Origin of the sequence: Paenibacillus sp. ACRRY, assembly GCF_022346995.1 — a bacterium.
In the GTDB taxonomy this organism is placed as follows: domain Bacteria; phylum Bacillota; class Bacilli; order Paenibacillales; family Paenibacillaceae; genus Paenibacillus.
Genome location: NZ_JAKRNM010000002.1, coordinates 902,710 through 929,423 on the forward strand (window position 1 = coordinate 902,710; position 26,714 = coordinate 929,423).

General features: G+C 47.8%; 22 protein-coding genes and 1 riboswitch. All 22 genes read left to right on the forward strand.

The window, feature by feature from the left end:
• Position 1: 1 nt before the first annotated feature.
• Positions 2–1,669, forward strand: coding sequence for a spore germination protein (locus tag MH144_RS13460; protein ID WP_239300499.1), 1,668 nt, complete (start codon positions 2–4; stop codon positions 1,667–1,669).
• Positions 1,670–1,776: 107 nt separating this feature from the next.
• Positions 1,777–3,108, forward strand: a complete 1,332-nt coding sequence (lysA, locus tag MH144_RS13465) for a diaminopimelate decarboxylase (RefSeq protein WP_239300738.1) — start codon at positions 1,777–1,779, stop codon at positions 3,106–3,108.
• A gap of 213 nt (positions 3,109–3,321) precedes the next feature.
• Positions 3,322–3,753, forward strand: coding sequence for a peptidylprolyl isomerase (locus tag MH144_RS13470; protein WP_175395555.1), 432 nt, complete (start codon positions 3,322–3,324; stop codon positions 3,751–3,753).
• A gap of 155 nt (positions 3,754–3,908) precedes the next feature.
• A riboswitch (FMN riboswitch) is annotated at positions 3,909–4,072 on the forward strand.
• 359 nt (positions 4,073–4,431) lie between these two features.
• Positions 4,432–5,535: a bifunctional diaminohydroxyphosphoribosylaminopyrimidine deaminase/5-amino-6-(5-phosphoribosylamino)uracil reductase RibD gene (gene ribD / locus MH144_RS13475; RefSeq protein ID WP_239300501.1), complete on the forward strand. Its 1,104-nt coding sequence runs from the start codon at positions 4,432–4,434 to the stop codon at positions 5,533–5,535.
• Positions 5,536–5,581: 46 nt separating this feature from the next.
• Positions 5,582–6,250 carry a riboflavin synthase gene (gene ribE / locus MH144_RS13480; protein ID WP_239300503.1) on the forward strand — a complete coding sequence of 223 codons (669 nt, stop codon included), beginning with the start codon at positions 5,582–5,584 and terminating at the stop codon, positions 6,248–6,250.
• Between the two features lie 39 nt (positions 6,251–6,289).
• Complete coding sequence (locus tag MH144_RS13485) at positions 6,290–7,528, forward strand: bifunctional 3,4-dihydroxy-2-butanone-4-phosphate synthase/GTP cyclohydrolase II (protein ID WP_275440076.1); 1,239 nt, start codon at positions 6,290–6,292, stop codon at positions 7,526–7,528.
• Between the two features lie 86 nt (positions 7,529–7,614).
• The gene (gene ribH, locus MH144_RS13490; protein WP_095290516.1) at positions 7,615–8,082 is read left to right on the forward strand and encodes a 6,7-dimethyl-8-ribityllumazine synthase; all 468 of its coding nucleotides are present in this window, start codon (positions 7,615–7,617) and stop codon (positions 8,080–8,082) included.
• Positions 8,083–8,184: 102 nt separating this feature from the next.
• Entirely contained in the window at positions 8,185–8,985 is an 801-nt protein-coding gene (locus MH144_RS13495; protein ID WP_095290518.1) for a segregation and condensation protein A, read from the forward strand.
• Positions 8,954–9,619, forward strand: a complete 666-nt coding sequence (scpB, locus tag MH144_RS13500; protein WP_239300505.1) for an SMC-Scp complex subunit ScpB — start codon at positions 8,954–8,956, stop codon at positions 9,617–9,619. The genes MH144_RS13495 and scpB overlap by 32 nt, the downstream gene beginning before the upstream one ends.
• A gap of 193 nt (positions 9,620–9,812) precedes the next feature.
• Positions 9,813–10,532 carry a DUF2953 domain-containing protein gene (locus MH144_RS30985; RefSeq protein ID WP_239300507.1) on the forward strand — a complete coding sequence of 240 codons (720 nt, stop codon included), beginning with the start codon at positions 9,813–9,815 and terminating at the stop codon, positions 10,530–10,532.
• Between the two features lie 183 nt (positions 10,533–10,715).
• Positions 10,716–11,201: a GerW family sporulation protein gene (ytfJ, locus tag MH144_RS13510; protein ID WP_239300753.1), complete on the forward strand. Its 486-nt coding sequence runs from the start codon at positions 10,716–10,718 to the stop codon at positions 11,199–11,201.
• 130 nt (positions 11,202–11,331) lie between these two features.
• Positions 11,332–12,516 carry a D-alanyl-D-alanine carboxypeptidase family protein gene (locus MH144_RS13515; RefSeq protein ID WP_239300509.1) on the forward strand — a complete coding sequence of 395 codons (1,185 nt, stop codon included), beginning with the start codon at positions 11,332–11,334 and terminating at the stop codon, positions 12,514–12,516.
• A 95-nt stretch (positions 12,517–12,611) separates the two neighbouring features.
• A complete protein-coding gene (locus tag MH144_RS13520) occupies positions 12,612–13,217 on the forward strand; it encodes a nucleoside recognition domain-containing protein (RefSeq protein WP_431523696.1) in 606 nt (201 codons plus the stop codon).
• A 7-nt stretch (positions 13,218–13,224) separates the two neighbouring features.
• Complete coding sequence (locus MH144_RS13525) at positions 13,225–13,758, forward strand: spore maturation protein (protein ID WP_095290528.1); 534 nt, start codon at positions 13,225–13,227, stop codon at positions 13,756–13,758.
• A gap of 66 nt (positions 13,759–13,824) precedes the next feature.
• Entirely contained in the window at positions 13,825–14,643 is an 819-nt protein-coding gene (locus MH144_RS13530) for a S1 family peptidase (protein WP_239300513.1), read from the forward strand.
• A gap of 229 nt (positions 14,644–14,872) precedes the next feature.
• Entirely contained in the window at positions 14,873–15,622 is a 750-nt protein-coding gene (locus MH144_RS13535; protein ID WP_095290531.1) for a pseudouridine synthase, read from the forward strand.
• Positions 15,623–15,754: 132 nt separating this feature from the next.
• Positions 15,755–16,282 (forward strand): redoxin domain-containing protein, encoded by a 528-nt coding sequence (locus tag MH144_RS13540; protein ID WP_239300515.1) that lies wholly within the window; start codon positions 15,755–15,757, stop codon positions 16,280–16,282.
• 14 nt (positions 16,283–16,296) lie between these two features.
• Positions 16,297–17,970, forward strand: coding sequence for a cytochrome c biogenesis protein ResB (gene resB / locus MH144_RS13545; RefSeq protein WP_239300517.1), 1,674 nt, complete (start codon positions 16,297–16,299; stop codon positions 17,968–17,970).
• On the forward strand, positions 17,967–19,229 hold the full coding sequence (gene ccsA / locus MH144_RS13550) for a cytochrome c biogenesis protein CcsA (RefSeq protein WP_239300519.1): 1,263 nt from the start codon (positions 17,967–17,969) through the stop codon (positions 19,227–19,229). Before resB ends, ccsA begins: the two co-directional genes overlap by 4 nt.
• 141 nt (positions 19,230–19,370) lie before the next feature.
• On the forward strand, positions 19,371–20,087 hold the full coding sequence (locus MH144_RS13555; protein WP_017687664.1) for a response regulator transcription factor: 717 nt from the start codon (positions 19,371–19,373) through the stop codon (positions 20,085–20,087).
• Positions 20,088–20,142: 55 nt separating this feature from the next.
• The gene (locus MH144_RS13560; protein ID WP_239300521.1) at positions 20,143–21,540 is read left to right on the forward strand and encodes an ATP-binding protein; all 1,398 of its coding nucleotides are present in this window, start codon (positions 20,143–20,145) and stop codon (positions 21,538–21,540) included.
• A 198-nt stretch (positions 21,541–21,738) separates the two neighbouring features.
• A partial coding sequence (locus MH144_RS30775) for a collagen-like repeat preface domain-containing protein (RefSeq protein WP_275440077.1) occupies positions 21,739–26,714 on the forward strand: 4,976 nt, incomplete at its 3' end.

Sequence of the window (26,714 nt, forward strand, 5' to 3'; positions counted from 1 at the left end):
AATGGATGTGAGATCTGACAATGCTGGGCATGGTTCAGGTGAGGGAGTACCCGAAGAGCTGCTGCACAAAACGCCTTATGAAATTCAAAAGGAAGAGGAGCGCAGAGCGTACGAAAAAAAGAAGCAGGATGAAATGTCCGACAGTGTTGAAGAATCCGTGCAGTACTGGCAGGACAGTGATGATATTTCCGCTCGCATGAGTGACAACAAATATACATTGAAGCAGGTTTTGGGCCTCGGGGAGTCCTTTGATGTCAATATGAGGGAGATGATCCTGGGAGGCAAAAAGGTTGGATTGCTGATGCTGACAGGATTTGCAAAAGACGAAATCTTGCTGGAAGTGTTGAAAAGGCTGACCTACCTTACCCCTGATCAAATTTCGGGTCATGCGCTTAAGGCCTATTTTGATTGCTACATTCCACATATCCAGGTAGAGAAAGTAGATAAAATGAGCGCGGTCATCAACAAGGTTCTTACGGGTATGAGTGCATTGTTTGTTGAAGGAGACCGCTCTGTATTAGTGATGGATACACGAAGTTATCCGGTGCGCTCACCCGAAGAACCTTCTCTTGAACGAGTTGTTCGGGGGTCAAGGGATGGATTTACAGAAACACTTCTGACCAATGTGACCTTGGTGAGACGCAGGATTCGCGACCCTGGATTGAAGTTCGAGATCATGCAGGTGGGGCGGAGAACTCAAACCGATGTTTGCGTGGTGTACATCGATGATATCGTCGATAAAGTGCAGGTGGATTCGGTCCGCGAAAAAATCAAACGGGTAGATATCGATGGCATACCTGCAGCAGATAAACAGCTGGAGGAAGCAATTATCAATAAGGGATGGAATCCTTTCCCTCTGGTTCGCTACTCGGAACGGCCCGATGTTACGGCATCTCACCTGCTTGAAGGCAGGGTTGTCATATTTGTTGATACCTCGCCAAGTGTGATGATTTTGCCTACAACCTTTTTCGATCTGTGTGAGCATGCAGAAGAAAATAGGCAGACTGCGTTTATGGGGACTTACTTGCGTTGGGTCCGCTTTGCCGGCATTTTAATCTCGTTGTTTTTGCTGCCGCTATGGATGCTGATGGTGATTGATCCTGCGCTCAAACCGATGGGGCTCGAGTTTATAGGTCCTCAAGAGAATGTTAAGCTCCCGATTATTTTGCAGTTCCTACTGATTGAACTTGGTGTCGATTTGTTACGAATGGCGGCAGTTCATACCCCTACACCTCTTGCATCGGCGATGGGGTTGATTGCAGCAATATTGGTCGGGGATATTGCTGTGAAAACAGGATATTTTGTCAATGAGGTCGTTCTGTACATGGCTATTGCTGCCATCGGGATGTTTGCCACACCAAGCTATGAGCTTGGGCTTGCGAATCGGCTGGTGAGGCTGTTCCTGCTGATCGCTGTTGCCATTTTCAAGGTGCCGGGGTTTGTGGTAGGTACAACACTGCTTGTTATCGCGCTGACCATACACCGATCCTATAATTCCTCTTACTTATGGCCGTTTATACCGTTTAATGCAAAGGCTCTGGGGAACTTCCTGTTCCGTATGCCTCTGCTTGAAAGTAAAAAACGTCCATCATTCAATAAAACAAGAGACAACACAAAAATGTCCGATGATCCGGACGGTGAAAAGCGAAAAAGTAAAAAACACAAATGATCTGCCTAAAAATCCATTCTTCTCGCTGACGAATTTGATATACTGGTGTAAAATCATTGGAATAGAAGAAACTATTCCAGTATATAAAAAAGTGAGGAATGCTGATTATGTATTTACATGGTACAAGTAAAATAAATGCTCAAGGCCATCTCGAAATTGGCGGAGTAGATACAACGGACTTGAAAGAACAATTTGGAACACCACTCTATGTTGTGGACGAGCAATTGGTTCGCGATCGCTGCAGAGAATACATGGATGCATTCCGTGCTTCTGGGCTGGGTTTCCAAGTTGCATATGCAAGCAAAGCGTTTTGCGTTATGGCGATGTGTGCTCTTGCTGCGGAAGAGGGGCTTTCATTGGACGTGGTTTCGGATGGCGAATTGTTTACAGCACTGCAAGCAGGATTCCCGGCTGAACGCATTCATTTCCACGGTAACAACAAAACGTTGGAAGAGATCGAAATGGCACTTGATGCCGAGATCGGCTGCTTCGTTGTGGATAACTTCAATGAATTGCACTTGCTGCAGGCTGTAGCCGCAGAGAAAAACCGTCAAGTGAACATCCTGCTTCGTGTGACGCCTGGTGTTGAAGCGCATACGCATGAATATATCTCCACTGGTCAAACAGATTCGAAATTCGGATTCGATATCGGTAACGGAACAGCGTTTGAAGCGATTGAGCTGGCTTCCAAACAGTCCAACCTCGTATTGCTGGGTGTACACTCCCACATCGGATCTCAAATCTTTGAGGTCGAAGGTTTCCAAATGGCGATTCAGCGTGTAGCTGAATTTGCTGCAAGCGTATATGAGCGTATTAATGTAGCATTCAAAGTGGTTAACTTGGGCGGCGGATTCGGTATCCGCTATACAGAAGGGGATACACCGCTTGAAGTAGCACAATACGTGAAAGCCATCACGGATGCAGTCAAAAACCATTTTGCCCAAATCGGATACGACGTTCCGGAAATCTGGGTTGAACCAGGCCGCAGTATCGTTGGTGAAGCAGGTACAACACTGTACACCGTTGGTACGAGCAAAGATATCCCTGGTGTGCGCAAATATGTCGCAGTGGATGGCGGCATGACGGACAACCCGCGTCCAGCATTGTATGAATCCAAATATGAAGCTGTACTCGCCAACCGTGCAAATGAGTCTGCTCAGGAGACCGTTTCGGTTGCCGGCAAATGCTGCGAGAGCGGCGACATGTTGATCTGGGATCTGGACCTGCCTAAAGTTCAGAGCGGTGATCTGCTTGCCGTTGCCTGCACAGGTGCGTACAACTACTCCATGGCAAGCAACTATAACCGGATTCGCCGTCCGGCTGTCGTGTTTGTCAAAGACGGCCAAGGTGATGTGGTTGTACGTCGTGAAACGTATCAGGACATCATTCAGAATGACCTCGTGCCTGAGCGTATCGCTAAACAGCCTGTAACCCGTTAATATTAAAAAGTACCAAATAGTAAAAAAGACAAAAAGGAAGACTCCTTTTTGTCTTTTTTTGCTCCTAAGACCAACATTTTCGAAAAAACTTGCTGTTTATTTTGCGGTTGGACTCATTTCGGTGTACACTAAGAAAAGTGCTATAGAGCTTGGCCCAGGGTCATGCAGGATGGCACCACTAACGATGGTCAATACGAAAGGAGTCATTTACATATGGCGAAACAAGCGAAAATCAAAATGGCAAACGGCGGAGAAGTTCTTATCGACCTGTTCGATCAAGAAGCTCCAAATACAGTGGCAAACTTTGAGAAACTGGCTAACTCCGGCTTCTACAACGGTCTCGTATTCCACCGCGTAATTCCAGGCTTCGTAGCACAAGGCGGATGCCCTAACGGATCTGGTGCAGGTGGCCCAGGATACACAATCAACTGTGAGATCAACCCGAACAAACATGAGCGCGGAACTCTTGCAATGGCACACGCAGGCCGTAACACAGGTGGAAGCCAGTTCTACATCTGCTACCAACCACAGCCACATTTGGATGGACAACATACCGTATTCGGTAAAGTAACCAAAGGTATGGAGTTCGTAGATGCTTTCGAAGGTCGCGACAAAATGGAAACTGTTGAAGTAGTAGAAGTTTAATCGTTATCCTAATTAATAAAAAAGGCCGTTTCGTTTATAAAACGAAGCGGTTTTTTTATATGCTTTTGCTTATTAAAAGTTAGTATGTGACAAAAAGGAACAAAAAACAATTGATTTTTTGACGTTAAAGTGCTAACATCCAATTAATAACGAAAGCGATCCTTCAGGGCAGGGTGCAATTCCCTACCGGCGGTGATGCAGTGTGTGAGGATATCTATCCAGCACTTTTGCAAAGTCCGTGACCTGTCTGCCTGTGGCAGATGGCTGATCTGGTGCAATTCCAGAACCGACAGTATAGTCTGGATGGGAGAAGGAGAGGGTGCAGCCTAATTGGACTGCACTCCGCAGAAGCGTTGCTGCACAGCAATGGTCGAAGTTTATTTCTGTGCAGGGAAAGTCGGTTATCCGGCAGTTTCCATACATATGCCACACCATAGAAGCTCTTTACCTGTAATTATGTTCATTAGGTATGTGTTTGCTTTCACTTGCCTGAAATGGAATTATGGCGGAGTGCTTTTGGCAATCGTATCAACGACATCCTGCTGGTGACACATGTCTCTCATCATCCCTACCCGAACGATTGTTCGAGTGGGGATTTTTAATTTGGATATGGTATAACCGCCTCTCTGCTCGAAGGGAGGCCTATAATTTAAGATTCTAACCGTGGGGTGACCGGACTTGGAAATGATCAATGATGAATTTTATATGGGGCTTGCGTTGGATATGGCAGAACGTGCACAGGGGCAAACAGGGATTAACCCTGTCGTCGGTTGTGTAGTTGTAAAAGAAGGCCGCGTCGTAGGTCTGGGAAGTCACCTCAAGCGAGGTACGGGCCATGCGGAGGTACACGCCTTGAATATGGCAGGCAGTGATGCTGAAGGCAGTACAGTGTATGTTACGCTCGAGCCTTGCAGCCACTATGGCAAAACGCCGCCATGCAGTGAGCGTTTGATTCACGAGAAAGTGAAGCGTGTTGTTGTGTGTTGTGAGGATCCGAATCCGCAGGTATCCGGCAGAGGAATCAGCATGCTGCGTCAACAAGGTATTGAGGTTGAGGTTGGCATTTTGCGCGATCGGGGAAGACGTCTGAATGAAAAATTCATTAAGTACATTACCACCGGTTTGCCGTTTGTCACCTTAAAAACGGCATCCACGCTGGATGGCAAAATTGCGACCCGCAGCGGAGACAGCAAATGGATCTCCAACGAACCCGCGCGCGAAATCGTGCATGCACTCCGCCATCGTCATCAGGGCATCATGGTTGGTGTGGATACAGTTATCGCAGACAATCCAGAGTTGACCACCCGTCTTCAAGTGGAAGGAATCAGTCCTGTACGAATTGTTGTCGATTCGAAGCTTCGTCTCCCTGTTGGAGCCAAGATGGTCAAGGATGGACTAGCACCGACATGGGTACTTACGACGGATGAGGCGAGCCCTGAGGCCGCCGAGCGCCTGGAGGCCTATGGTGTAGAGATTATCCGCTGTGGTCCTGGACCTCGTGTGGATTTGCTGAATGGGCTTAGCAAGTTGGGAGAACGGGAAATAGGCTCCATCCTGCTTGAAGGCGGAGGAACGTTGAATGGAGCCATGCTGGAAGCCAAATTGGTCGATCGGCTGTTGATGTTTATCGCTCCTAAGATAGTGGGCGGATACGATACACCGGGAAGCTTCCGATTTGAAGGTGTAGAGCGTATGAGTCAGGCCATTCAATTGAATCAGCTGGAAATTGAGCAAGTTGGAGATAATATTAGTATTGGCGGAATCCCCGTCTGGCCTGAATAACGGAGCGAATGTGTAAGGCAAGATATAAGCATAAGGAGGCGGCAGCATGTTTACCGGTTTGGTGGAAGAGGTCGGTCAGATTCGGCGTATCGGTCGAAAAGGCGAAGCATTGGTCCTGAACATCGGAGCTTCCGCCATCATGGACGATCTGAAGATTGGTGATAGCGTATCTGTAAACGGAGTATGTCTCACGGCAACGACGCTGGAAAGCGGAGGATTTACCGCAGATGTCATGCCTGAAACCTATCGTCATACCAATCTGAGTCAGCTGCAATCAGGCAGCAAGGTGAACCTGGAACGCGCAATGCAGTCTGGTGGGCGATTTGGTGGACACATCGTACAAGGACACGTGGATGGTACGGGAGTCATTGGCGGTATCACACGTGATCAGAATGCGGTTGTTTTTGAGATCAAACCAGACGACCACGAACTGTTCAAATATTTGATTCCAAAAGGATCGGTAACCCTCGATGGCATTAGTCTGACCGTGGTGAAGACGACACAAGCCTCGTTTACCGTATCGATTATTCCTCATACCATTGGGGAAACGGTGCTTCAAGTGAAAAAGCCGGGAGATACCATTAACATTGAATGTGATATTTTGGGGAAATATGTGGACCATCTGCTCCAGTACGGCAAAGGGCATCCCGAAACAAGTGCCGGCAAACCGAAAAGCATCAGTGAGGAGTTTTTGGCCAACCATGGCTTTGCATAAGGAACGTAACCATTAAATAGAGAGACTGGAGGGAAACTTATGTCAGATCAATCCATACTAGATCCCATAGAGGAAGCGATTTACGATTTGATGCGCGGCAAACCCGTCATTGTTGTGGATGATGAGGATCGGGAGAATGAAGGGGACTTTATCGCGCTGGCAGAGAAGGCTACACCTGAAGTGATCAACTTCATGATTACCGAGGGCAGAGGCCTGGTCTGTGTTCCTATTACGCAGCAGCGTGCGGATGAACTCAATCTGAAACCGATGGTTCAGCAAAATACGGACTTCCATGGAACGGCATTTACAGTTTCCGTGGATCACAAAGATACAACTACAGGCATATCTGCACATGAACGATCCATTACAGTGAAGGGTCTAATTAATCCGGAAGCCAAAAGCAGTGATTTCCGCAAGCCGGGTCATATGTTCCCGCTAATTGCCAAAGACGGTGGAGTGCTCCGCCGCGCCGGACACACGGAAGCTGCTGTTGATCTGGCGATCATGTGCGGTTCCTATCCGGCTGGTGTGATCTGTGAGGTCATCAAGGAAGATGGCACAATGGCGAGACTGCCCGATCTGCAGGAAATTGCCCGCAAGCATGATCTGAAACTGATTAGCATTCAGGACATGATTCGTTACCGTAATGAGAAGGAACAGCTGGTTCAACGTGAAGTGGCTGTCCGCATGCCAACGGATTTTGGCGAGTTTCAAGCAGTGGCATATACGAATGCGGTAGACAACAAAGAACATGTGGCATTGGTCAAAGGAGAAATCGACTCTTCCAAGCCTGTGTTGGTTCGTGTTCACTCCGAATGTCTTACAGGCGACGTATTCCACTCCCATCGCTGTGACTGTGGACCGCAATTCGATGCAGCACTCAAACAGATTCATGAAGAAGGCAATGGCGTTCTGCTCTATATGAGACAGGAAGGCCGAGGCATTGGACTGATTAACAAACTCAAAGCCTATAAGCTGCAGGAAGAAGGTCTGGACACCGTGGATGCCAACCTGAAACTGGGGTTTGCCGCTGATCTGCGTGATTATGGTATTGGTGCACAGATTCTGAAGGATCTTGGCGTTCGCCAAATTCGTCTATTAACGAATAATCCCCGCAAAATCAAAGGCCTTGAAGGTTACGGTCTTGAAGTGGTGGAGCGTGTTCCAATCCAGATGGAAGAGAACGAGGATAATACGCTTTATCTGCATACCAAGCAGGCGAAGCTTGGGCATATGTTGAAGTTCGATGATATCGAACAGAACGAAGAGAAAAACTAATCTTTTTGCTCATGTAATTTATGGAAAATAAATGCTCGCAAATTAGTTAATTTACATTACATTATACATTCGAGGAGATGACTTAAATGCCGAACTTTTTTGAAGGACATTTGGTTTCGGAAGGTTTAAAATATGGAGTGGTTGTAGGACGTTTTAATGAATTTATCACAAGCAAATTGCTCAGCGGAGCACTCGATGCGTTCAAACGTCACGGGGTGCAGGACAGTGAAGTGGATGTAGCCTGGGTACCAGGAGCGTTCGAAATCCCACTGATTGCGCAGAAAATGGCGGAGAGCGGCAAATATGACGCTGTCATTACACTGGGAACCGTTATTCGTGGCTCAACGACTCATTATGATTATGTGTGCAATGAAATGGCCAAAGGCGTGGCGGCCATTAACCTCAAAACGGGCGTGCCTACGATCTTTGGTCTGGTTACAACAGAGAATATTGAACAGGCGATTGAACGTGCTGGTACGAAGGCTGGTAACAAAGGTTGGGATGCTGCCACGGCTGCAATTGAAATGGCAAACTTGACGAAACAGCTAAAATAGTGCTTATTTAATGTAGTGCCCTGCTCTGCGCAGACGAATTCGGGAGACCGGATTCGGCGGCTTAGCGGGGTTTTGTATTTTTCTGGCGGGAGGATTCGTCTAGTGACGGTAGTTACATATAAACTGGAAACTTTTGAAGGGCCTTTGGATCTGCTGCTTCATCTGATCGATAAGGCAGAAATTCATATCCAGGATATTCCCATCAGCGATATTACCGATCAATATATGGCGTATCTGCATTCGATGCAGGAATTGGAGCTGGATATTACGAGTGAGTTTTTGGTAATGGCAGCAACGCTTCTGTCCATCAAGAGCAAACTTTTACTGCCCAAACCACCGGTGATTGAGGACTTTGAGGATTATGATTATATGGAAGAAGAAGATTATGATCCACGTGCGGAGTTGATTGCACGTCTGATAGAATATCGCAAATACAAAGGAATAGCCCGTCATCTGCATGAGCGGGAATGGGAACGCAGCCTTATTTTCTCCAAAGAGCCAGAGGACCTGAGGCCGTATATGCCTGTAGAGACCCAATCGAACCCGGTAGAGGGTTTGCATACTTCGGATCTGATTGCCGCTTTTCAGAAGGCACTGCGCAAGGCAGAGAAGCGTACAACGGTTACACGAATACAGCGCGATGAGATCTCGGTGAAAGATCGTATACGCGATGTAGTTGGAGCTCTGGAAAGTATGGGGCCGGGAGGAAGGTTGTTATTTTCCAAACTGCTGGATGATCAGATTTACCGGCATGAAATTGTAGTCACATTTTTGGCCGTACTGGAACTGATGAAAATGAAACAGATTGTCTGTTATCAGGAACGGATGTTTGAGGATATCGTTATGGAGTGGAGAGGGGAAGCAAGGAATCATGGATTTTCCGAAATTGAAGTCGATTATTGAGGGGCTGCTCTTTTTGTCCGGAGAGGAAGGTCTAAGCATCAAACAAATTGCCGAGATCGTGGATCAGCGGATAGAAGTGGTGTCAGATGCAGTAGAGGAGATGATCGCTGACTTCATGAACCAGGGGCGAGGCGTTCAAATCCTCAAAATTGCAGGAGTGGTCCAGTTGGGGACGTTGCCGGAGCATGCTGCCTACTTTGAAAAGCTGGCTTACTCTCCTGCACGGACCTCGTTATCTCAGGCTGCACTTGAAACACTCGCCATTGTGGCTTATCGTCAGCCCATTACACGGGTGGAGATCGAAGAGATTCGCGGTGTGAAATCGGAGCGGGCCATCCATACGTTGGTTAACAAGGATTTGATTGAAGAAGTAGGACGAGCCGAGGCAATTGGACGACCTATACTGTATGGAACAACCAAGTCGTTTCTCGATTATTTTGGCCTGGCTTCTCTCAAAGATCTTCCTGAACCGGGCTTGTTTGAAGATTCTGAGAATCTGGAAGAAGAGACACAGATGCTGTTCAACAAGCTGGATGGACAACAGGTGGACTTGGGAAGCACGGACCAGAATGATTTTGATAACGAAAATACGGATAACAATCATGCCGTTCATGACGAGGATCTGGACTCGTAAGGTTGAATCGTTCATATGAAACAGTGATAAACCGGTACCTGATAAGGTGGCGGTTTTTTTGCATGCCATGAACCTTCAGCAAACGTGGGGAATTCGAATTCTTGAATGGAATTTTCAGGTCAGCCGTGAATTTTTTCCTATATAGAGTGTCATACTAGACGTGTAAAGAATTGAGGGCTTGGAGGTAAGGCCTGTGTGGATTTGGCTTGGAGGAATCGGCTTGTTTGCCGCACTGCTGCTTGCCGCTGTTCTCATCTCGAATGTTCATGTGCATTTTACGTTCCGTAAACATAAAAGCGATGATTTCGCGCGGATCAACGTCCGCCTTTTCTACGGAATTGTACGAATTAACTATGAAATACCAAGTATCGTCTTTCGTAACATGAAAGAAGGTTTCCTGGTGAAAACCGAACAGAATGTCAATCATACGCATGGAGAAGCAGAGGGGCACGAGCGTGTCAACAAACGTAAAGTCAAAAAGTGGGCAAAAGACGTTAAGGTCATGATGAGGGCTACGGATGCACTCAAAATCTGGGCTAGGCAAACGCTGAGCCGTGTACATATGACCGAGCTGTCCTGGTCCACCCGAATAGGTATTGGAGATGCAGCACACACGGCTATTCTTACCGGCTGGGTATGGAGCATCAAGTCGATTATCATCGGTTTTTTGTCGTATCAGATCCGATTTAAACGTACGCCCATGCTTGAAGTGGTTCCTGTTTGGGAAGATGAGATGGAGTTCCAAACGGAGTTGGAATGCAAAATGAAAATTCGTATTACGGCGGTTATGCTCGCAGGAGTAAGGCTAATGACCCGGGTTCTAAAAGTGGATGGTGGATGGCGGATGTGGCTGAAAATATTACGGGAACAACGGCGCAGACATAAGCAAAAATTGAAGGAACAACAAGGCTAATTGGTAAAATTACAATTCGTTACGTATTTCGGTTGCACTGGCTCTGAAATCGGAGGTGTCCTCCAAGAATGTTGGGTGCTGTTTTCTTGGTTGTTCTGCACGGAGACTTACATAGTCTGTTCAGGTTTGGGGATGATATGGTTAGATCAAACCTAGTTCAAAATGAAACTGGAGGGAATTCAAATGTCAGATCATCCAATTCAAGGCTTAATGGAAACCGCAATGGAGAATATCAAGGCCATGGTGGATGTTAATACCATTGTTGGCGATGCGGTAGAAACACCAGATGGCACGGTTATTCTGCCGATCAGTAAAGTCGGTTTTGGATTCGCCGCTGGAGGCAGTGATTTTCATGTAAATGATGGAAAGAGCAAAGAAGGCAGCTCTGTACCTGGTGCAAAGACTGAAAGTGCTCATTCGGCTAACGTTGCTTCACCATTCGGTGGAGGTAGTGGTGGTGGTGTATCGATCCGTCCGATTGCCTTCCTTGTTGTTGGAAAACAAGGCGTGCACATTGTGCCACTGGATAATTCTACGCATTTGTTTGAGAAACTCATTGATTCCACACCGTATGTTTTGGACAGAATACAGGGGATGTTCCAGCGTAATACATCGCAACAGAATGCGAATGAAGTTCCGCATACACCGGATCATACCACTTACAGCTAAGCAATTTTATCTGGATCCCTATCACAGATTTTTGTGAGAGGGATTTTTGCTGTTTTGAAAGATGGGACATACTTTAGGTTGTCCGAACATAAGTTAGTACAAGATTCCAGTGACCCGGAGGAATGAATTGATGCGAATATTTAAGAAAGTAATGATTGGTTTGCTTGTACCGTTGCTGCTTCTGCCTATCATACAGGTTGCGGAAGCAGAAGGAACGATCCCTGGTCCATCAACCCATGCGCAGAGTGCAGCGCTCATTGATGTGACTTCCGGAAGAATCCTATACAGCAAGGACGGGGATAAGGAACTGCGCATAGCCAGTTTGACCAAAATCATGACAGCCATTGTCGCCATTGAGCAAGGGAAACTTGATGACAAGGTGAAAGTATCCTCAACCGCTTTTGCCAAGGAAGGGTCATCCCTTTATCTCAAATTGGGAGAAGAAATGACATTGGAAAACATGTTATACGGTTTAATGCTGAGGTCAGGCAATGACGCGGCTTCTGCTATCGCAGAGCATGTTGGAGGTTCAGAAGAAGGCTTTGTCCTGTTAATGAATAAAAAGGCAGAGGAAATCGGACTAAAGCATTCGCATTTTATGAATCCACACGGTCTTGATGCAGAAGGACACTATTCCACAGCCAATGACTTGGCCCGTTTAACGGCTTATGCACTGCACAATCCTGTTTTTAAAAGAATTGTTGCTACCGAGGACAAGTCTGCCCCTAATCCGAATGAAAGTTGGGAGTACTCCTGGCACAACAAAAATAAAATGCTACGATTGTATGAGGGTGCTGATGGGGTGAAAACCGGATACACCAAAAAGGCGTTTAGGTGCCTGGTTAGCTCCGCAACCCGGAATGGTCAGCAGCTGGCTGCAGTCACGTTAAATGATGGAAATGATTGGAATGATCATGCGCGCATGCTTGATTTTGGTTTTGATCATTTCCCTTTGGTGGAGATTGCCAAGAAAGAGCAGCCAGTGGTTAACACGGATGTTATCACGGGGCGTGGATTTGCTTATCCACTTGCGGAGGGTGAGAAGTCTGCCGTAAGCAAAAAGCTGGTGTTAGTGAATAATCAAACAGAAACCAGAATTGAAAAAAATGAGCAAATGGATCCGTCCTTCGGCCTCGCTGGGCGCATTGATCTGGAGCTTAAAGGAGAATTCATTGGATCAATCCCAGTGTATCGCAAAGGAAGTTACATTCCTCCTGAGCCGAAGACAGAGGACGCAGCTTTTGGTGGCATCGGTGAAGTTTCAACATGGGCAACAGCATGGCGGGCGGTGCTAAGTCATTTGTTATCTCCATAATCATTAGGAAGCATAATACGTCATTCAGGTGGTACAACATGATGTACTGTGCTTCCAGAGGAGGTTTTAACGTCTTGATTAACGTAATCTGGCTTATGATGATTGTTGTCGGGTTTGGTTTTGCAGCCGCGAAAGGAAATATTGAAGTCGTTACCCAGGCTGCTTTTGATGGGGCCGCAACGGGTGTAACCGTGTGTTTTGGATTAATAAGTGTGCTTGTGTTCTGGATGGGGATGATGAAAATGGCAGAAGATGCTGGATTGCTTGGCAAAATAGCCAAACTGCTGGGTCCAGTCGTTGCCTTTTTGTTTCCTGATGTGCCCCGAAATCATCCGGCTATGGGATATATTCTGTCCAACATGAGCGCTAATCTACTTGGTCTCGGCAATGCAGCAACTCCAATGGGAATCAAGGCCATGCAGCAGCTGCAGGAGCTTAACCCTGATAAACAAACGGCTTCCCCTGCGATGTGTACATTGCTCGCACTAAATACGGCAAGTATAACCATTATCCCGACAACCCTCATCGCCATTCGTTTGAACTACCATTCAGCCAATGCTACAGAGATTGTTGGCACCACGCTGATGGCTACAATCATCGCCACACTCGCCGCCATTATGGCAGATCGCTGGTATAGGAACAGGACCTTAAACAGACCGCCACGTGTAGTAAAGAGCGGCAATTCCAGCATGAAAGGATGAGTCCATCATGTTAACCTTCATCAACTGGATTTCCGTCTGGGCCATTCCGGTTATTATCGCGTTCGTTCCATTATATGCGTTTACTAAAAAGGTTCCGGTATATGAATCCTTTGTTGATGGAGCAAAAGATGGATTTTCCACGGCAATCAGCATTATTCCGCATTTGGTGGGAATGATGGTAGCAATCAGTGTTTTCCGGGCTTCGGGCGCACTGGATTATGTAATCAGTCTGTTCGCTCCGCTTGTATCCTGGATGGGCGTTCCCGGAGAAGTGCTGCCACTCGGCATATTACGTCCGTTAACCGGGACAGGCTCTCTTGCTTTTACAACCGATCTGATCAAAACGTATGGGCCGGATTCCATGATCGGACGTATGGCTTCCACGATTCAAGGGAGCACAGATACAACATTATATGTACTGACCGTATATTTTGGAGCCGTTGGCATACGAAATGGCCGATATGCACTCAAAGTTGGATTGTTTTCTGACCTGGTCGGCTTTATCGCTGCTCTGGCTATTTGTTTGATTGTTTTTGGTTAAAATATAACGACTCTCCTTCCGATATACTAGATATGCTAGAATGGTAGCGGAGGAGGAGAGTGACACATGCATAAAAGGATAAAACAATTGCTCCGCTTAGGTATGTCAAGCATCATTGCCGTTTCTTTGCTTGCTGGACAGACTGGCATGGCGGCTGCTCAGTCGGTCAATACGATTCATTTTACAGGTTACTTTGACAAACAACTTCGTGCACAAATGGCGGTTACTGCGGATTCATTTCCTGTGGTGAACGTCCGTCTGGTCAAGCAGGATGAGCCGGATATGGTGTACTATGACGTGGGAACGTCCATACTGATCTCCAAGGATGAGGTCCTTACCAACTACCATGTCGTTCAGGAGTTTGCTGAACTGAAGGATGGCGATGAAGGTACGTTAACCGTAGCGAGTCCAGGTCACTTGGAACGTCCTATTAAAGCAAAGATCATCAAGACAGATCCCGTAACAGATATGGCTTTGCTGAAGCTGGACAAAGAATTGGATGCAGAGCCGGTTACGTTTGCAAGCGCGAGGGATAACCAGATTGTATATACGATTGGATTTCCGAAAAATCCTGCTGGTGATTTAGTGCTGCTGGATGAAGAGTTTCCTTCAACCTATAATACGATTGCCAAAAGCCGGGTATACAGCAATCAAGCTTCGGATGTGCCAGGTAAAAAGGGTATTGGGAGTATTGTGAAAGCCATGGCACAAGGCAACTCCGGGGGTCCTGTTCTCGATCAGAATAATCGGGTTATTGGTATGATGACGTTTGTATATGGTGGGAAAACCTATTATATTACGTCGAAAACATTGCAGTCTTTTATCAAAGACACCTCATCACCTGCCAAGGAACAGGTCGCTGTCGCAGGCAAGGTAACCAGTTAATCCGTGTCGTTATCGTCAAGTGAATATACATATTCACAAAACTAAACATGCTCATCTTCGTAGTTCCTGTCACGGTGCAGGAAATGGGAAGATGGGCTTTTTTTACTTGAAAATGCACGAGATAGCGGCTGAAAAAGGGTATTATCGCTCCCTGTTTACATTTTCCTTGGATTATCCTTGTGATTTCCCGCCTTGATGGGTATCATTAGTGTGAGGTGACATGACAAACATGGAAAGATTACAAAAAATTATCGCACAGGCAGGTATTGCATCTCGCCGTAAGAGCGAGGAACTGATCCTGTCCGGCAAAGTGGAAGTTAACGGGGAGGTCGTAACCGAACTGGGTACAAAAGCGAACCCCGAAGAGGATATGATTACGGTTAATGGAAAACCGATTCGCAGTGAAAAGAAAGTGTATTTGATGTTGAACAAGCCCAAAGGTGTTATCACGAGTGCATCTGACCCGGAAGGACGGAAAATTGTATCCGACTATCTTAAAGGTGTCAAAGAACGTGTATATCCGGTGGGACGACTGGACTATGACACGGAGGGGCTGCTCATTTTGACCAATGATGGTGAGTTCGCTCACTTGCTGACGCACCCGAAACACCATGTACCCAAAACGTACTTGGCAACGGTCAAGGGCGTTCCGCATGGTACTGCTCTGGAGAAATTAAAGACAGGCATTATGCTGGATGACGGGATGACAGCTCCGGCAGAGGTGGAGTACAAGGATGTGGACACAGCTAACAATGAAGCTGTCATTTCCATTACCATTTACGAAGGTCGTAACCGCCAGGTAAGACGTATGTTTGAAGCGATTAACCATCCGGTAACGCGCTTGAAACGGATTTCGTTTGGCGGCATTTTGCTGCAAAACCTGAAACGGGGACTGACTCGTAATCTGACCAAAGAGGAAGTCAACAACCTGATTACACTCGCCAAATCGGAACCCGCCAAAAAAATGAAAAAAAGGTAATCTGAGGACACATAATTTTCATAAAACCGCCGCAGTTTTGTGACGAAATTCGCTATAATTGTTCATAGGATGTTCACAGTTGGGAGAGACCATGAACAATTAAGAGTCAGTCACTGCAAAGGGGAGCAGCACATGGGGAAATCAAGAAGAACGGTGCAAATCGTCATTTTGTTATTGATCCTGGTGTTGGGCGGATATGCGATCACCACATCGGTATCCGGCTCGAACGGCAAGCCGAAAGAAGGGGACAAGGCTCCTTCTTTTGAATTGCTGGGCCTGGATGGTCAAGTGCATACGTCTGAAGAATACGAAGGTAAGGCCATGGTGATCAATTTTTGGGGCACATGGTGTGAGCCCTGTGTAAAAGAGATGCCAGCGCTTCAAGCTCAAGCAGACAAGTGGAAAGATCAGGGTGTTCAATTTATCGGCATTAATGCTGGAGAAGATCAAATGACCGTGGATAATTTTGTTCGTTCGGTGGGAGTTAATTTTCCGATTATGCTCGACCGGGACAAAACTTCGATTCGGGATTTCGGAATCTCTCCGATGCCTACCACATTCTTCGTATCGAATACGGGCAAAATCTCTACTATTCATATCGGCCAACTTGATTTGGATACGCTTGACGCTCAAATTTCACAACTGGCGAAGCAGCCCTGACAGGAGGTCTAGTCGTGTTCCAGAATACCAAATGTGAATGTGGACATCAGAACCCGGTCGGTACCGTACTCTGTGAAGCATGCGGTAAGCCGCTGTTGGAAGCTGAGGCTAAATCCGAAGAAGTTTTGGAAATGCGCTATGATGGCAGGGCCCGTCGCTCGCAGCGCAGCAACCCGAATATCATTGATCGTGTGTGGAACTTTTTTTCATCCGTGAAGATTGCGGTCTATCTGATTGTATTTACCCTTGTAGGGTCCATGTTGGGAACCATTTATCCTCAAGAGAGTACGTTTCTCAACATTGATCCATCTGTGTATTACAAAGAAACCTATGGACAGTTGGGCCATATCTATTACCTGTTGGGTCTGTCCCATACATACGAATCCTGGTGGTTCATCCTATTGCTCGTCATGATCGGGGCTTCACTCGTCATATGCAGTTTAGACAGGGTGCTTCCGCTCTACAAGGCACTCAACAAGCAGAAAATCCGTAAACATATGCAGTTTCTAACGAGGCAGCGTCTGGTATACCAAGGTCCCATTGAAGAGGGGACAAAAGACTGGATTACGAAAGCGGTTACGCCGCTTAAGAAGAAAGGATATCGAGTGCATACAGAGGGAGATGCGCTGCTGGCCGAGAAGCAACGATTCGCCCGGTGGGGACCCTATGTTATCCACATTGGTTTAATTATCTTTCTTCTGGCTGTGTTGGCCCGTGGCCTTCCCGGACTGAATCTGGACGAACATGTTGCCTTTCCGGAAGGTGAGATTAAGAAGATCCCAAATACCTCTATGTATTTGAAAAACGAACAGTTTAATGTTGAATTTTATAGTGAAGAGGAAGTACCCGAACAGTTTCGAAATTTGAACAAAATTGTTCCAAAACTGTTCGAAACCAAAGTCGTGTTGTATGAATGCACCGCCGATTGCTCGGATCTGTCGAAGAAACCTCAATTAAATGAGGTTGCCCGGCATGATGTAAGGGTGAATCATCCATTGAACTATCATGGGTTGAAAGCGTATCAGTTTGATTACGACCTTACACCTACCATTCGCTCTGTAACTCCTGATTTGGTTGATGCCAGAACGGGTGAGAAGTACGGTTCAATTCAGATTGACATGGTCGATACAGAGCGCTCCTTCGAGGCAGGTCCATATTCGCTTACTGTAAAAGACAAGTTTATGGATTTCGGACTTGATGAAAACGGTCAGCCTAAATCCTTGTCGCCTTCACCTAATGCACCAGCCTTTTTATTCGTCATCAAAGGACCGGAGTTGCCTGAAGAAGGAATTCAATATCTTTATTTTGCAAAGCAGGTGGATAAAGAGCGTTTTAGACAGGATTCAATTAACCAGCAGCTGGTAGGAGGAGATATTCCTCTGCAGCTTGAAGTCGACAGTATGGATAAAGTTGATATCATCCAATCCGTAAGTTATCTGAATATACGTGTAGATAAGGCAATGCCTTTTGTCTGGATTGGAGCTGGAATTGTTATGCTGGGGTTAGTTATGGGCTTTTACTGGCATCACCGTCGTATCTGGATCCGAATCGATGATGGTCAGCTCACGTTGGGAGGACATACTAACAAAAACTGGTTTGGCTTCAGGCGTGAAGTATCAGCGGTGTTAAAACAGATGAATCTGGAAGTGGATGAGAAGTCGTTGGATAACGGGGGGAACCAAGGATGAGTTTATTGGATTTCAGCAGCGACGCATTTATTGTATCTTTTTTTCTCTATTGTGCTGCATTTTTGTTATACGCTGTTGCTGTTATGGGCAAGAAGTGGAGTAATCGGGATCCTCAGGCTCATGTAGACAGATGGGGGAAAAGAGCATTTATCGCTTCGATCGTTGCACTCGCCGCACATTTAGTGTTCTTTTTTACACGCTGGGCTGGAGCAGGTCACATCCCGGTCAGTAACATGTATGAATTCATGACTTTTTTATCCATGATGATCATGGTCGCATTTATTGTGGTATATGCCATCTATCGAAAATCATTGCTTGGACTGTTTGCATTACCGCTTACCATTATTATTATGGCATATGCCGCCGTATTCCCACAGGAAGTACAGCCTTTAATCCCTGCATTGCAGTCGATTTGGCTTAAAATCCATGTAACCCTTGCTGCCCTTGGAGAAGCATTCTTTGCGGTTGGCTTTGCAGCAGGCTTCATGTATTTGCTCCGTACCGTCGATTTCAGTGGGAAAGATAAATCGTCCAGACGTGAGCGCGGCTGGGTGGAGTTCACACTCATTACGATTGTCGTTGTAATCGGGTTTATTGGAACCGTATTTGCTTTTCGTGCCACGGGGTACGAGACGGTTTTCGTCCAGAAAACGGCCAGCATTGACACAGAGGTACAGGAAGATAGTACAATAGAGAAAGTGATTTATCGCATGCCTCCAATTTTTGCACCTTATCAGAGTGAAGTGGAGAGCATGACACCGTTTCTTGGGATGAAGGAACCTCTACTTGAGACGCCATCCTGGATGAACGGAGTTAACGCCGGACGCAAATTAAATACGGTAGTCTGGTCATTGATTGTAGGTTTGATTCTCTACGGAATTATACGATTAATCGTAAGAAGACCGCTCGGACAAGCTCTGCAACCTATGCTGGACGGCATTGATGCTGATGATTTGGATGAAATCAGTTATCGTGCGATCGCCATCGGTTTTCCGATATTTACATTAGGGGCATTAATTTTTGCCATGATTTGGGCTCAGATTGCCTGGAGCCGTTTCTGGGGCTGGGATCCCAAAGAAGTGTGGGCACTGATTACATGGCTTTATTATAGTGTGTACCTGCATTTGCGTTTATCCAGAGGTTGGCAGGGTCGAAAATCTGCCTGGCTTGCTGTGCTCGGATTTCTGGTTGTTATGTTTACGCTTGTAGGTGTGAACTTGATCATTGCCGGACTGCATTCTTATGCAGGAGCAGACTAGGATAGGCAGATTCGCCGAAGTTTTGGAGAGAATCCATGAAACCATGCGTTGCCCCTGCGTTAAAAGTGGGCATTCAAATATTGTTCGCCAGATCGAACATAATAGAAGTGATTGGAGTTATTGCAAAGGGGCTGGAGTGGAATGGCAGAACATGAGAACCGAATACTGGTCGTGGATGATGAGGAACGAATCCGTAGACTTTTGAAAATGTATCTTGAAAAAGAAGGATATGAAATTGATGAAGCGGAAGACGGCGAAACGGCATTGCGAAAAGCAACCGCTGGAGACTATGGCCTGATTTTGCTCGATGTTATGCTGCCTGGGATGGACGGTGTAGAAGTGTGCACTCGTCTTCGTCAGGTGAAATCAACTCCGGTATTGATGCTTACTGCAAAAGGGGAAGAAATTAACCGTGTTCAGGGGTTTGAAGTAGGAGCAGATGACTATGTGGTGAAACCATTCAGCCCACGTGAAGTGATTTATCGGGTGAAGGCAATCCTGCGTCGTTCTTCTGCAACTGCATATCTGTCCAAAGAAAGCAATTCAAGCAACAATATCGTATTCCCTCATCTGGTTATTGAGCATGACGCTCATCGGGTAACTGCGGGCGGGGAAGAGATAAGTCTTACACCTAAAGAATACGAGTTGTTACATTACCTGGCGACCTCTCCAGACAAAGTGTTCTCCAGAGAGGAATTGCTCAAGGATGTGTGGAACTACGAGTTTTTCGGTGATCTCCGCACCGTAGATACGCACGTCAAGCGTCTTCGTGAAAAGTTGAACAAGGTGTCGCCTGAATCGGCGGCTATGATTACGACAGTTTGGGGTGTGGGTTATAAACTGGAAGTACCGAAATAGTTTCAATTTCTGGAGATCACTGGTCGGGAAGTTATGGATAACGATTATATGTCTTGTGGGCTGTGTGCTCATTGCGCTGGGTCTTTTTCTGCTACCGTATATTGATACGAACTTCGCGGAGTCGGAATCCAGAGACATCAAGCGTCTGTTCACATATGTCTGTATCATCGGTTTCAGTTTGACGACATTCTTCGCTCTCTTCCTGTTCACGAAGATCACTCAACCAATGCAGCAGCTGATTCAGGCAGCTAATGCCATTCGCAAAGGAAATTATGGGACAAGGCTCTCCCTAGTGACTAGCGACGAGATTGGTGAACTGGCTAACACATTCAATCACATGGCGGCTCAACTGGAGGACAACATTCGGAACCTGAACCATGAGAAGGAACACTTGGCCAGTGTGCTTCGTAGCATGACAGATGCCGTGGTTACCTTTGATGGTGAAGGTAAGGTCATTCTGACGAATCCTCCAGGGGAGAAGATCATGCAGGCTTGGTGTGACCTGGATTGGGCACAGGACGAAGAGGGGCAGGAAGTAAATAAGGGGGATGTATCTTCCCGGGATGTTCCTGAACCTCTAATTCCTTTGTTCAAACTGGTTATGGAGCATGGCGGTGATCAGAGCTCGAATGTGCATGTTCAGCAGGGAGTATGGTCTGTACAGATGACGCCTCTATATGCGGATAGTGTTGTTCGAGGTGCGGTTGCCGTTCTGCGTGATGTGACTGAAGAGGTTCGATTGGAGAAGATGCGTCGTGATTTTGTGGCTAATGTATCTCATGAAATACGAACGCCGTTATCCATGATGCAAGGTTACAGTGAAGCTCTTCTGGATGGCATGGCAGCTTCTCCCGAGGAAAGTGAAGAATTGATTCAGGTCATTCATGATGAGTCACTGCGTATGGGCAGACTGGTCAAGGATCTGCTGGATCTGGCCCGGATGGAAGCAGGGCATACGGATATGGCGATGAAGGAAGTCGATTTGGTGGAACTTCTGGAACGGGTGTATCGGAAGTTTTCCGTACGCTCCAAAGAACAGGATATCCGGCTTCATTTTGAATCTAGTCAGTCTACTATTGTGCTTCAGCAGGCTGATGAAGATCGTCTTGAACAGGTATTTACCAATCTGCTTGATAATGCATTTCGTCATACACCTCCCGACAAAAATGTCATTATTGGAGCCACGTTGGCTGGAGATCATCGAACGTCCATAGCTAAAGTGTCGATTAAGGATGAGGGTGCGGGTATTCCTACTTCCGATCTGCCATTTATCTTTGAAAGATTCTACAAAGCGGATAAGGCGCGGGTTCGTGGAGAAAGTGTAGGTACTGGACTGGGTCTGGCGATCGTTAAAAATATCGTTGATGCACATCATGGTATCATTCATGTGAACAGTACGCTTGGCGAAGGTACAGAGTTTATATTACAATTTCCGGTGAATTCCCCGAAATAGCCGGATTTCATACGAAAATTGCGGAAACACCCTCCTGAGGAGGGTGTTTTTTTGTTGAAGTGTACCGTTTAATCTTGTTCATCGTGGAACATATAAAATAAGTTAAATTTACAAAACAATTATATTGTCCAAGATAATTTTCCCTCCAACATGACATAAGCTTGAAAACAAGGTAGTCAAAGGAGGATTGGATAACGCATGTCCGATAGGCGTAAACGGGTAAATATTAAAGCATTTCTGGAAGGTAGATCGTTCAGGGCGGGATCACCCTTCATTCCCATAACAACAGGTGAGCAGGAGCAGTTTGAAACATTACTGCAATCTTTGGCAATCACCATCCCCGCTGCAATTAGTCAGCCTACAGCTGCTAACATACTTGCATTGCAGTCGGGATTACGGAATGTACTTACTTTTGTTAACGAGTCAGGTTTTCGTGCTGGCGTAAAAGCCGAGCTTCAGGCCGTATTGGAATTAACCATTGCAGCTTCGGAGGTAGTACCTGTTGCGTTAGTCAACTTGTCTGGCAACTTGCAGAATCTGCTTGATGATCTATTGAGTGTGACTTTGTTGCTTGAGGTGCCTCCGCCAGAGAAAGATAAGCTTGTAGGATTGATTCGGAATACGTCCATAGCACTTAGCCGTGCAACAATAGGGATTGGTTCGTCCGGGATAACCGGACCTGCTGGTCCACCGGGGGTTCCCGGGGTACCAGGGGTACCCGGAGTGCCTGGAGTACAGGGGCCGGCAGGGCCTCAAGGAGAGGCAGGCATAGCTGGCCCAGCAGGTCCAGCAGGTTCAGTGGGCCCAGTTGGTCCGATTGGTCCAGCTGGACCACAAGGTGCTCAGGGGCCAGCTGGAGCAACTGGCGTAGGGTTAAATAATGTAACGCCATATGATCCAGCACAAGGTCCAAGTTATTCCCAAGGCCAAGTAGTCAGTTATAATGGGAATTTATATGTTGCTAATGTGAATAGCCCAACAGGTATCCCGGGAAGTTCGCCAGATTTTACATTGCTGTTATCGGGTGGAATAACTGGTGCTACAGGAGCAACAGGCGCAGGATTTACAGGCATTGTTCCTTTTGATCCTGCGCTTGCTCCATCATATGCTTCCGGGCAAATTGTTACCTTTGCGGGTGGAACATATATTACGAATGTGGCATCTCCAACGGGGACACCAGGAACTTCAGCGGATTATACATTACTTGCGAGTGCAGGAGTAACCGGATCGACTGGAGCGACAGGTTTAGGCTTGGAAGGATCGGTGCCATTTGATCCTGCTTCGGCTCCGACATATCCGGCTGGTCAGGTGGTTACGTTCAACGGCAGTACTTTTATTACAAATGTGGCATCTCCGACAGGAACGCCAAATACTTCTCCGGATTATACATTGCTTGCGGGTGCCGGACCTACTGGTTCGTCGGGTCCAACAGGAGCGACAGGAATAGGTCTAACTGGGATTTTGCCATTTGATCCAGCCGTGGCGCCAACATATCCAGCTGGTCAGGTGGTCACGTTCAACGGCAGTACGTATATCGCCAATGTTGTGTCCCCAACCGGGACACCGGGAACTTCTCCAGACTACACGTTATTGGCAAGGGTAGGGACACAAGGAGTGACCGGGGCAACGGGCGTGAGTATCACGGGCAGTACAGGAAGTCCGGGAGCTACAGGACCAACAGGATCGACTGGAGTAGGATTAAGCGGGATTTTGCCATTTGACCCAGCCGTGGCGCCAACATATCCAGCAGGTCAGGTGGTCACGTTCAACGGCAGCACGTATATCGCTACTGTTGCATCGCCAACGGGAACACCTGGAACGTCTCCGGACTACACGTTATTGGCAGGAGCAGGGGCAACAGGAGTAACTGGTACAACAGGCGTGAGTATAACAGGCAGTACAGGAAGTCCGGGAGCTACAGGACCAACAGGATCGACTGGAGTAGGATTAAGCGGGATTTTACCGTTTGACCCAGCCGTTGCGCCTACGTACCCAGCAGGTCAGGTGGTCACGTTCAACGGCAGCACGTATATCGCCACTGTTGCATCGCCAACGGGAACACCCGGAACGTCTCCGGACTACACGTTGTTGGCGGGAGCAGGGGCGACAGGAGTAACTGGAGCAACAGGCGTGAGTATAACAGGCAGTACTGGGGCAACGGGTATAACTGGAGCTACAGGATTAGGTTTGGCTGGAGTGGTACCATTTGATCCGGCTGTGGCTCCGACATATCCAGCGGGTCAAGTAGTTACATTTAACGGCGGTACGTATATTGCGAATGTCGCTGCACCAACGGGAACACCGGGGACGTCTCCAGATTTCACGTTGTTGGCGGGTGCAGGAGCAACCGGAGTTACTGGAGTGACTGGGGTAACAGGTATAGCAGGTGTCACAGGTGAAACTGGGGCAACAGGGATTACGGGTATAACGGGTGCGACGGGAATTGGTTTGAGTGGAGTGGTACCTTTTGATCCGGCAGTAGCCCCCACATACCCAGCGGGTCAGGTAGTTACGTTTAACGGTGGTACGTATATTGCGAATGTCGCTGCACCAACGGGAATACCGGGGACGTCTCCAGATTTCACGTTGTTGGCGGGCGCAGGGGCAACGGGTGTTACCGGATTTACTGGAGTAACTGGCGTAACCGGTGACACAGGGGGAACTGGAGTAACTGGACCGACCGGAGTAACAGGGGTCACTGGTCTTACAGGCATCACAGGTGGAACCGGAGAAACCGGGGCAACAGGAATTACAGGTATCACGGGTGCGACAGGTGTTGGTTTGGGCGGAGTGGTACCATTTGATCCAGCCGTTGCTCCTACGTACCCAGCGGGTCAGGTAGTTACGTTTAATGGTGGAACATATATTGCAAACGTCGCTGCACCAACAGGGACACCAGGCACCTCCCCGGACTACACGTTGTTGGCGTCTGCAGGAGCTACCGGGGTTACTGGAATAACTGGAGCGACTGGTGTTACGGGCGGTACAGGTGAAACTGGGGCAACAGGAATTACAGGGATCACGGGTGCGACGGGTATCGGTTTGGGCGGAGTGGTACCATTTGATCCGGCAGTAGCTCCAACGTATCCAGCAGGTCAAGTGGTTACTTTCAACGGCAGTACGTATATTACGAATGTTGCGTCACCGACCGGGACACCAGGCACCTCTCCGGATTACACATTACTGGCGGGTGCAGGTGCGACAGGCGTCACAGGTATAGCGGGTGTTACAGGTGAAACTGGGGCAACAGGAATTACAGGGATCACGGGTGCGACAGGTATTGGTTTGAGTGGAGTGGTACCATTTGATCCAGCTGTGGCACCAACATATCCAGCAGGTCAAGTGGTCACGTTCAACGGAAGTACGTATATTACGAATGTTGCGTCACCGACCGGGACACCAGGCACCTCTCCGGATTACACATTACTGGCGGGTGCAGGGGCGACAGGCGTCACAGGTATAGCGGGTGTTACAGGTGAAACTGGGGCAACAGGAATTACAGGGATCACGGGTGCGACGGGTATCGGCTTGAGCGGAGTGGTACCATTTGATCCAGCTGTAGCACCAACATACCCAGCGGGTCAAGTGGTTACGTTCAACGGTAGCACGTATATAGCGAATGTTGCCGCACCGACCGGGACACCAGGAACCTCCCCGGATTTCACATTACTGGCGGGCGCAGGGGCAACGGGCGTTACCGGATTCACTGGAGTAACTGGCGTAACCGGTGGCACAGGAGAAACGGGGGTAACAGGAGTAACAGGAGCCACAGGGTTCACCGGTATTACAGGCGTCACAGGTTTTACAGGTGGAACTGGGGCAACAGGAATTACAGGGATCACGGGTGCGACAGGTATCGGTTTGAGCGGAGTGGTACCATTTGATCCGGCAGTAGCTCCAACGTATCCAGCAGGTCAAGTGGTTACGTTCAACGGCAGTACGTATATTACGAATGTTGCGTCACCGACCGGGACACCAGGCACCTCCCCGGATTACACATTATTGGCGGGCGCAGGGGCAACAGGTGTTACTGGACTCACTGGAGTAACCGGCGTAACCGGTGGCACAGGAGAAACGGGAGTAACAGGAGCCACAGGGATCACGGGGATAACTGGAACGACCGGAGTTACAGGGTTCACCGGTATTACAGGCGTCACAGGTTTTACAGGTGGAACTGGGGCAACAGGAATTACAGGGATCACGGGTGCGACGGGTATCGGTTTGAGCGGAGTGGTACCATTTGATCCGGCAGTAGCTCCAACGTATCCAGCAGGTCAAGTGGTTACGTTCAACGGCAGTACGTATATTACGAATGTTGCGTCACCGACCGGGACACCAGGCACCTCCCCGGATTACACATTATTGGCGGGCGCAGGGGCAACAGGTGTTACTGGACTCACTGGAGTAACCGGCGTAACCGGTGGCACAGGAGAAACGGGAGTAACAGGAGCCACAGGGATCACGGGGATAACTGGAGCGACTGGAGTTACAGGGTTCACCGGTATTACCGGCGTCACAGGTTTTACAGGTGAGACTGGGGCAACAGGAATTACAGGAATCACGGGTGCGACAGGAATTGGCTTAAGCGGAGTGGTACCATTTGATCCAGCTGTAGCACCAACATACCCAGCGGGTCAAGTGGTTACGTTCAACGGTAGCACGTATATAGCGAATGTTGCATCACCAACCGGAACACCAGGAACCTCTCCGGATTACACATTACTGGCAGGCGCAGGGGCAACAGGTGTTACTGGATTCACTGGAGTAACTGGCATAACAGGAAGCACCGGGGTAACAGGAGCTACTGGTGTAGGTGTAACAGGAGGTACTGGAGCGACAGGAACAACAGGAACAACAGGAACAACAGGAACAACTGGTATAACAGGAGAGACCGGTATAACAGGAGCTACTGGAGTAGGCATAACGGGAAGTACCGGTATAACAGGATCGACTGGTGTAGGTGTAACAGGAAGTACTGGAGCGACAGGAACAACTGGTGTAACAGGAGAGACCGGTATAACAGGAGCTACTGGAGTAGGCATAACGGGAAGTACCGGTATAACAGGATCGACTGGTGTAGGTGTAACAGGAAGTACTGGAGCGACAGGAACAACTGGTGTAACAGGAGAGACCGGTATAACTGGTGTAACAGGAGCGACCGGCGTTACTGGTGT

Coding starts and splice junctions, on each gene's coding strand:
- MH144_RS13460 (WP_239300499.1), top strand. CDS start 2: ATGGATGTGAGATCTGACAATGCTGGGCATGGTTCAGGTGAGGGAGTA.
- lysA (WP_239300738.1), top strand. CDS start 1,777: ATGTATTTACATGGTACAAGTAAAATAAATGCTCAAGGCCATCTCGAA.
- MH144_RS13470 (WP_175395555.1), top strand. CDS start 3,322: ATGGCGAAACAAGCGAAAATCAAAATGGCAAACGGCGGAGAAGTTCTT.
- ribE (WP_239300503.1), top strand. CDS start 5,582: ATGTTTACCGGTTTGGTGGAAGAGGTCGGTCAGATTCGGCGTATCGGT.
- MH144_RS13485 (WP_275440076.1), top strand. CDS start 6,290: ATGTCAGATCAATCCATACTAGATCCCATAGAGGAAGCGATTTACGAT.
- ribH (WP_095290516.1), top strand. CDS start 7,615: ATGCCGAACTTTTTTGAAGGACATTTGGTTTCGGAAGGTTTAAAATAT.
- scpB (WP_239300505.1), top strand. CDS start 8,954: ATGGATTTTCCGAAATTGAAGTCGATTATTGAGGGGCTGCTCTTTTTG.
- ytfJ (WP_239300753.1), top strand. CDS start 10,716: ATGTCAGATCATCCAATTCAAGGCTTAATGGAAACCGCAATGGAGAAT.
- MH144_RS13515 (WP_239300509.1), top strand. CDS start 11,332: ATGCGAATATTTAAGAAAGTAATGATTGGTTTGCTTGTACCGTTGCTG.
- MH144_RS13520 (WP_431523696.1), top strand. CDS start 12,612: ATGATGATTGTTGTCGGGTTTGGTTTTGCAGCCGCGAAAGGAAATATT.
- MH144_RS13525 (WP_095290528.1), top strand. CDS start 13,225: ATGTTAACCTTCATCAACTGGATTTCCGTCTGGGCCATTCCGGTTATT.
- MH144_RS13530 (WP_239300513.1), top strand. CDS start 13,825: ATGCATAAAAGGATAAAACAATTGCTCCGCTTAGGTATGTCAAGCATC.
- MH144_RS13535 (WP_095290531.1), top strand. CDS start 14,873: ATGGAAAGATTACAAAAAATTATCGCACAGGCAGGTATTGCATCTCGC.
- MH144_RS13540 (WP_239300515.1), top strand. CDS start 15,755: ATGGGGAAATCAAGAAGAACGGTGCAAATCGTCATTTTGTTATTGATC.
- ccsA (WP_239300519.1), top strand. CDS start 17,967: ATGAGTTTATTGGATTTCAGCAGCGACGCATTTATTGTATCTTTTTTT.
- MH144_RS13555 (WP_017687664.1), top strand. CDS start 19,371: ATGGCAGAACATGAGAACCGAATACTGGTCGTGGATGATGAGGAACGA.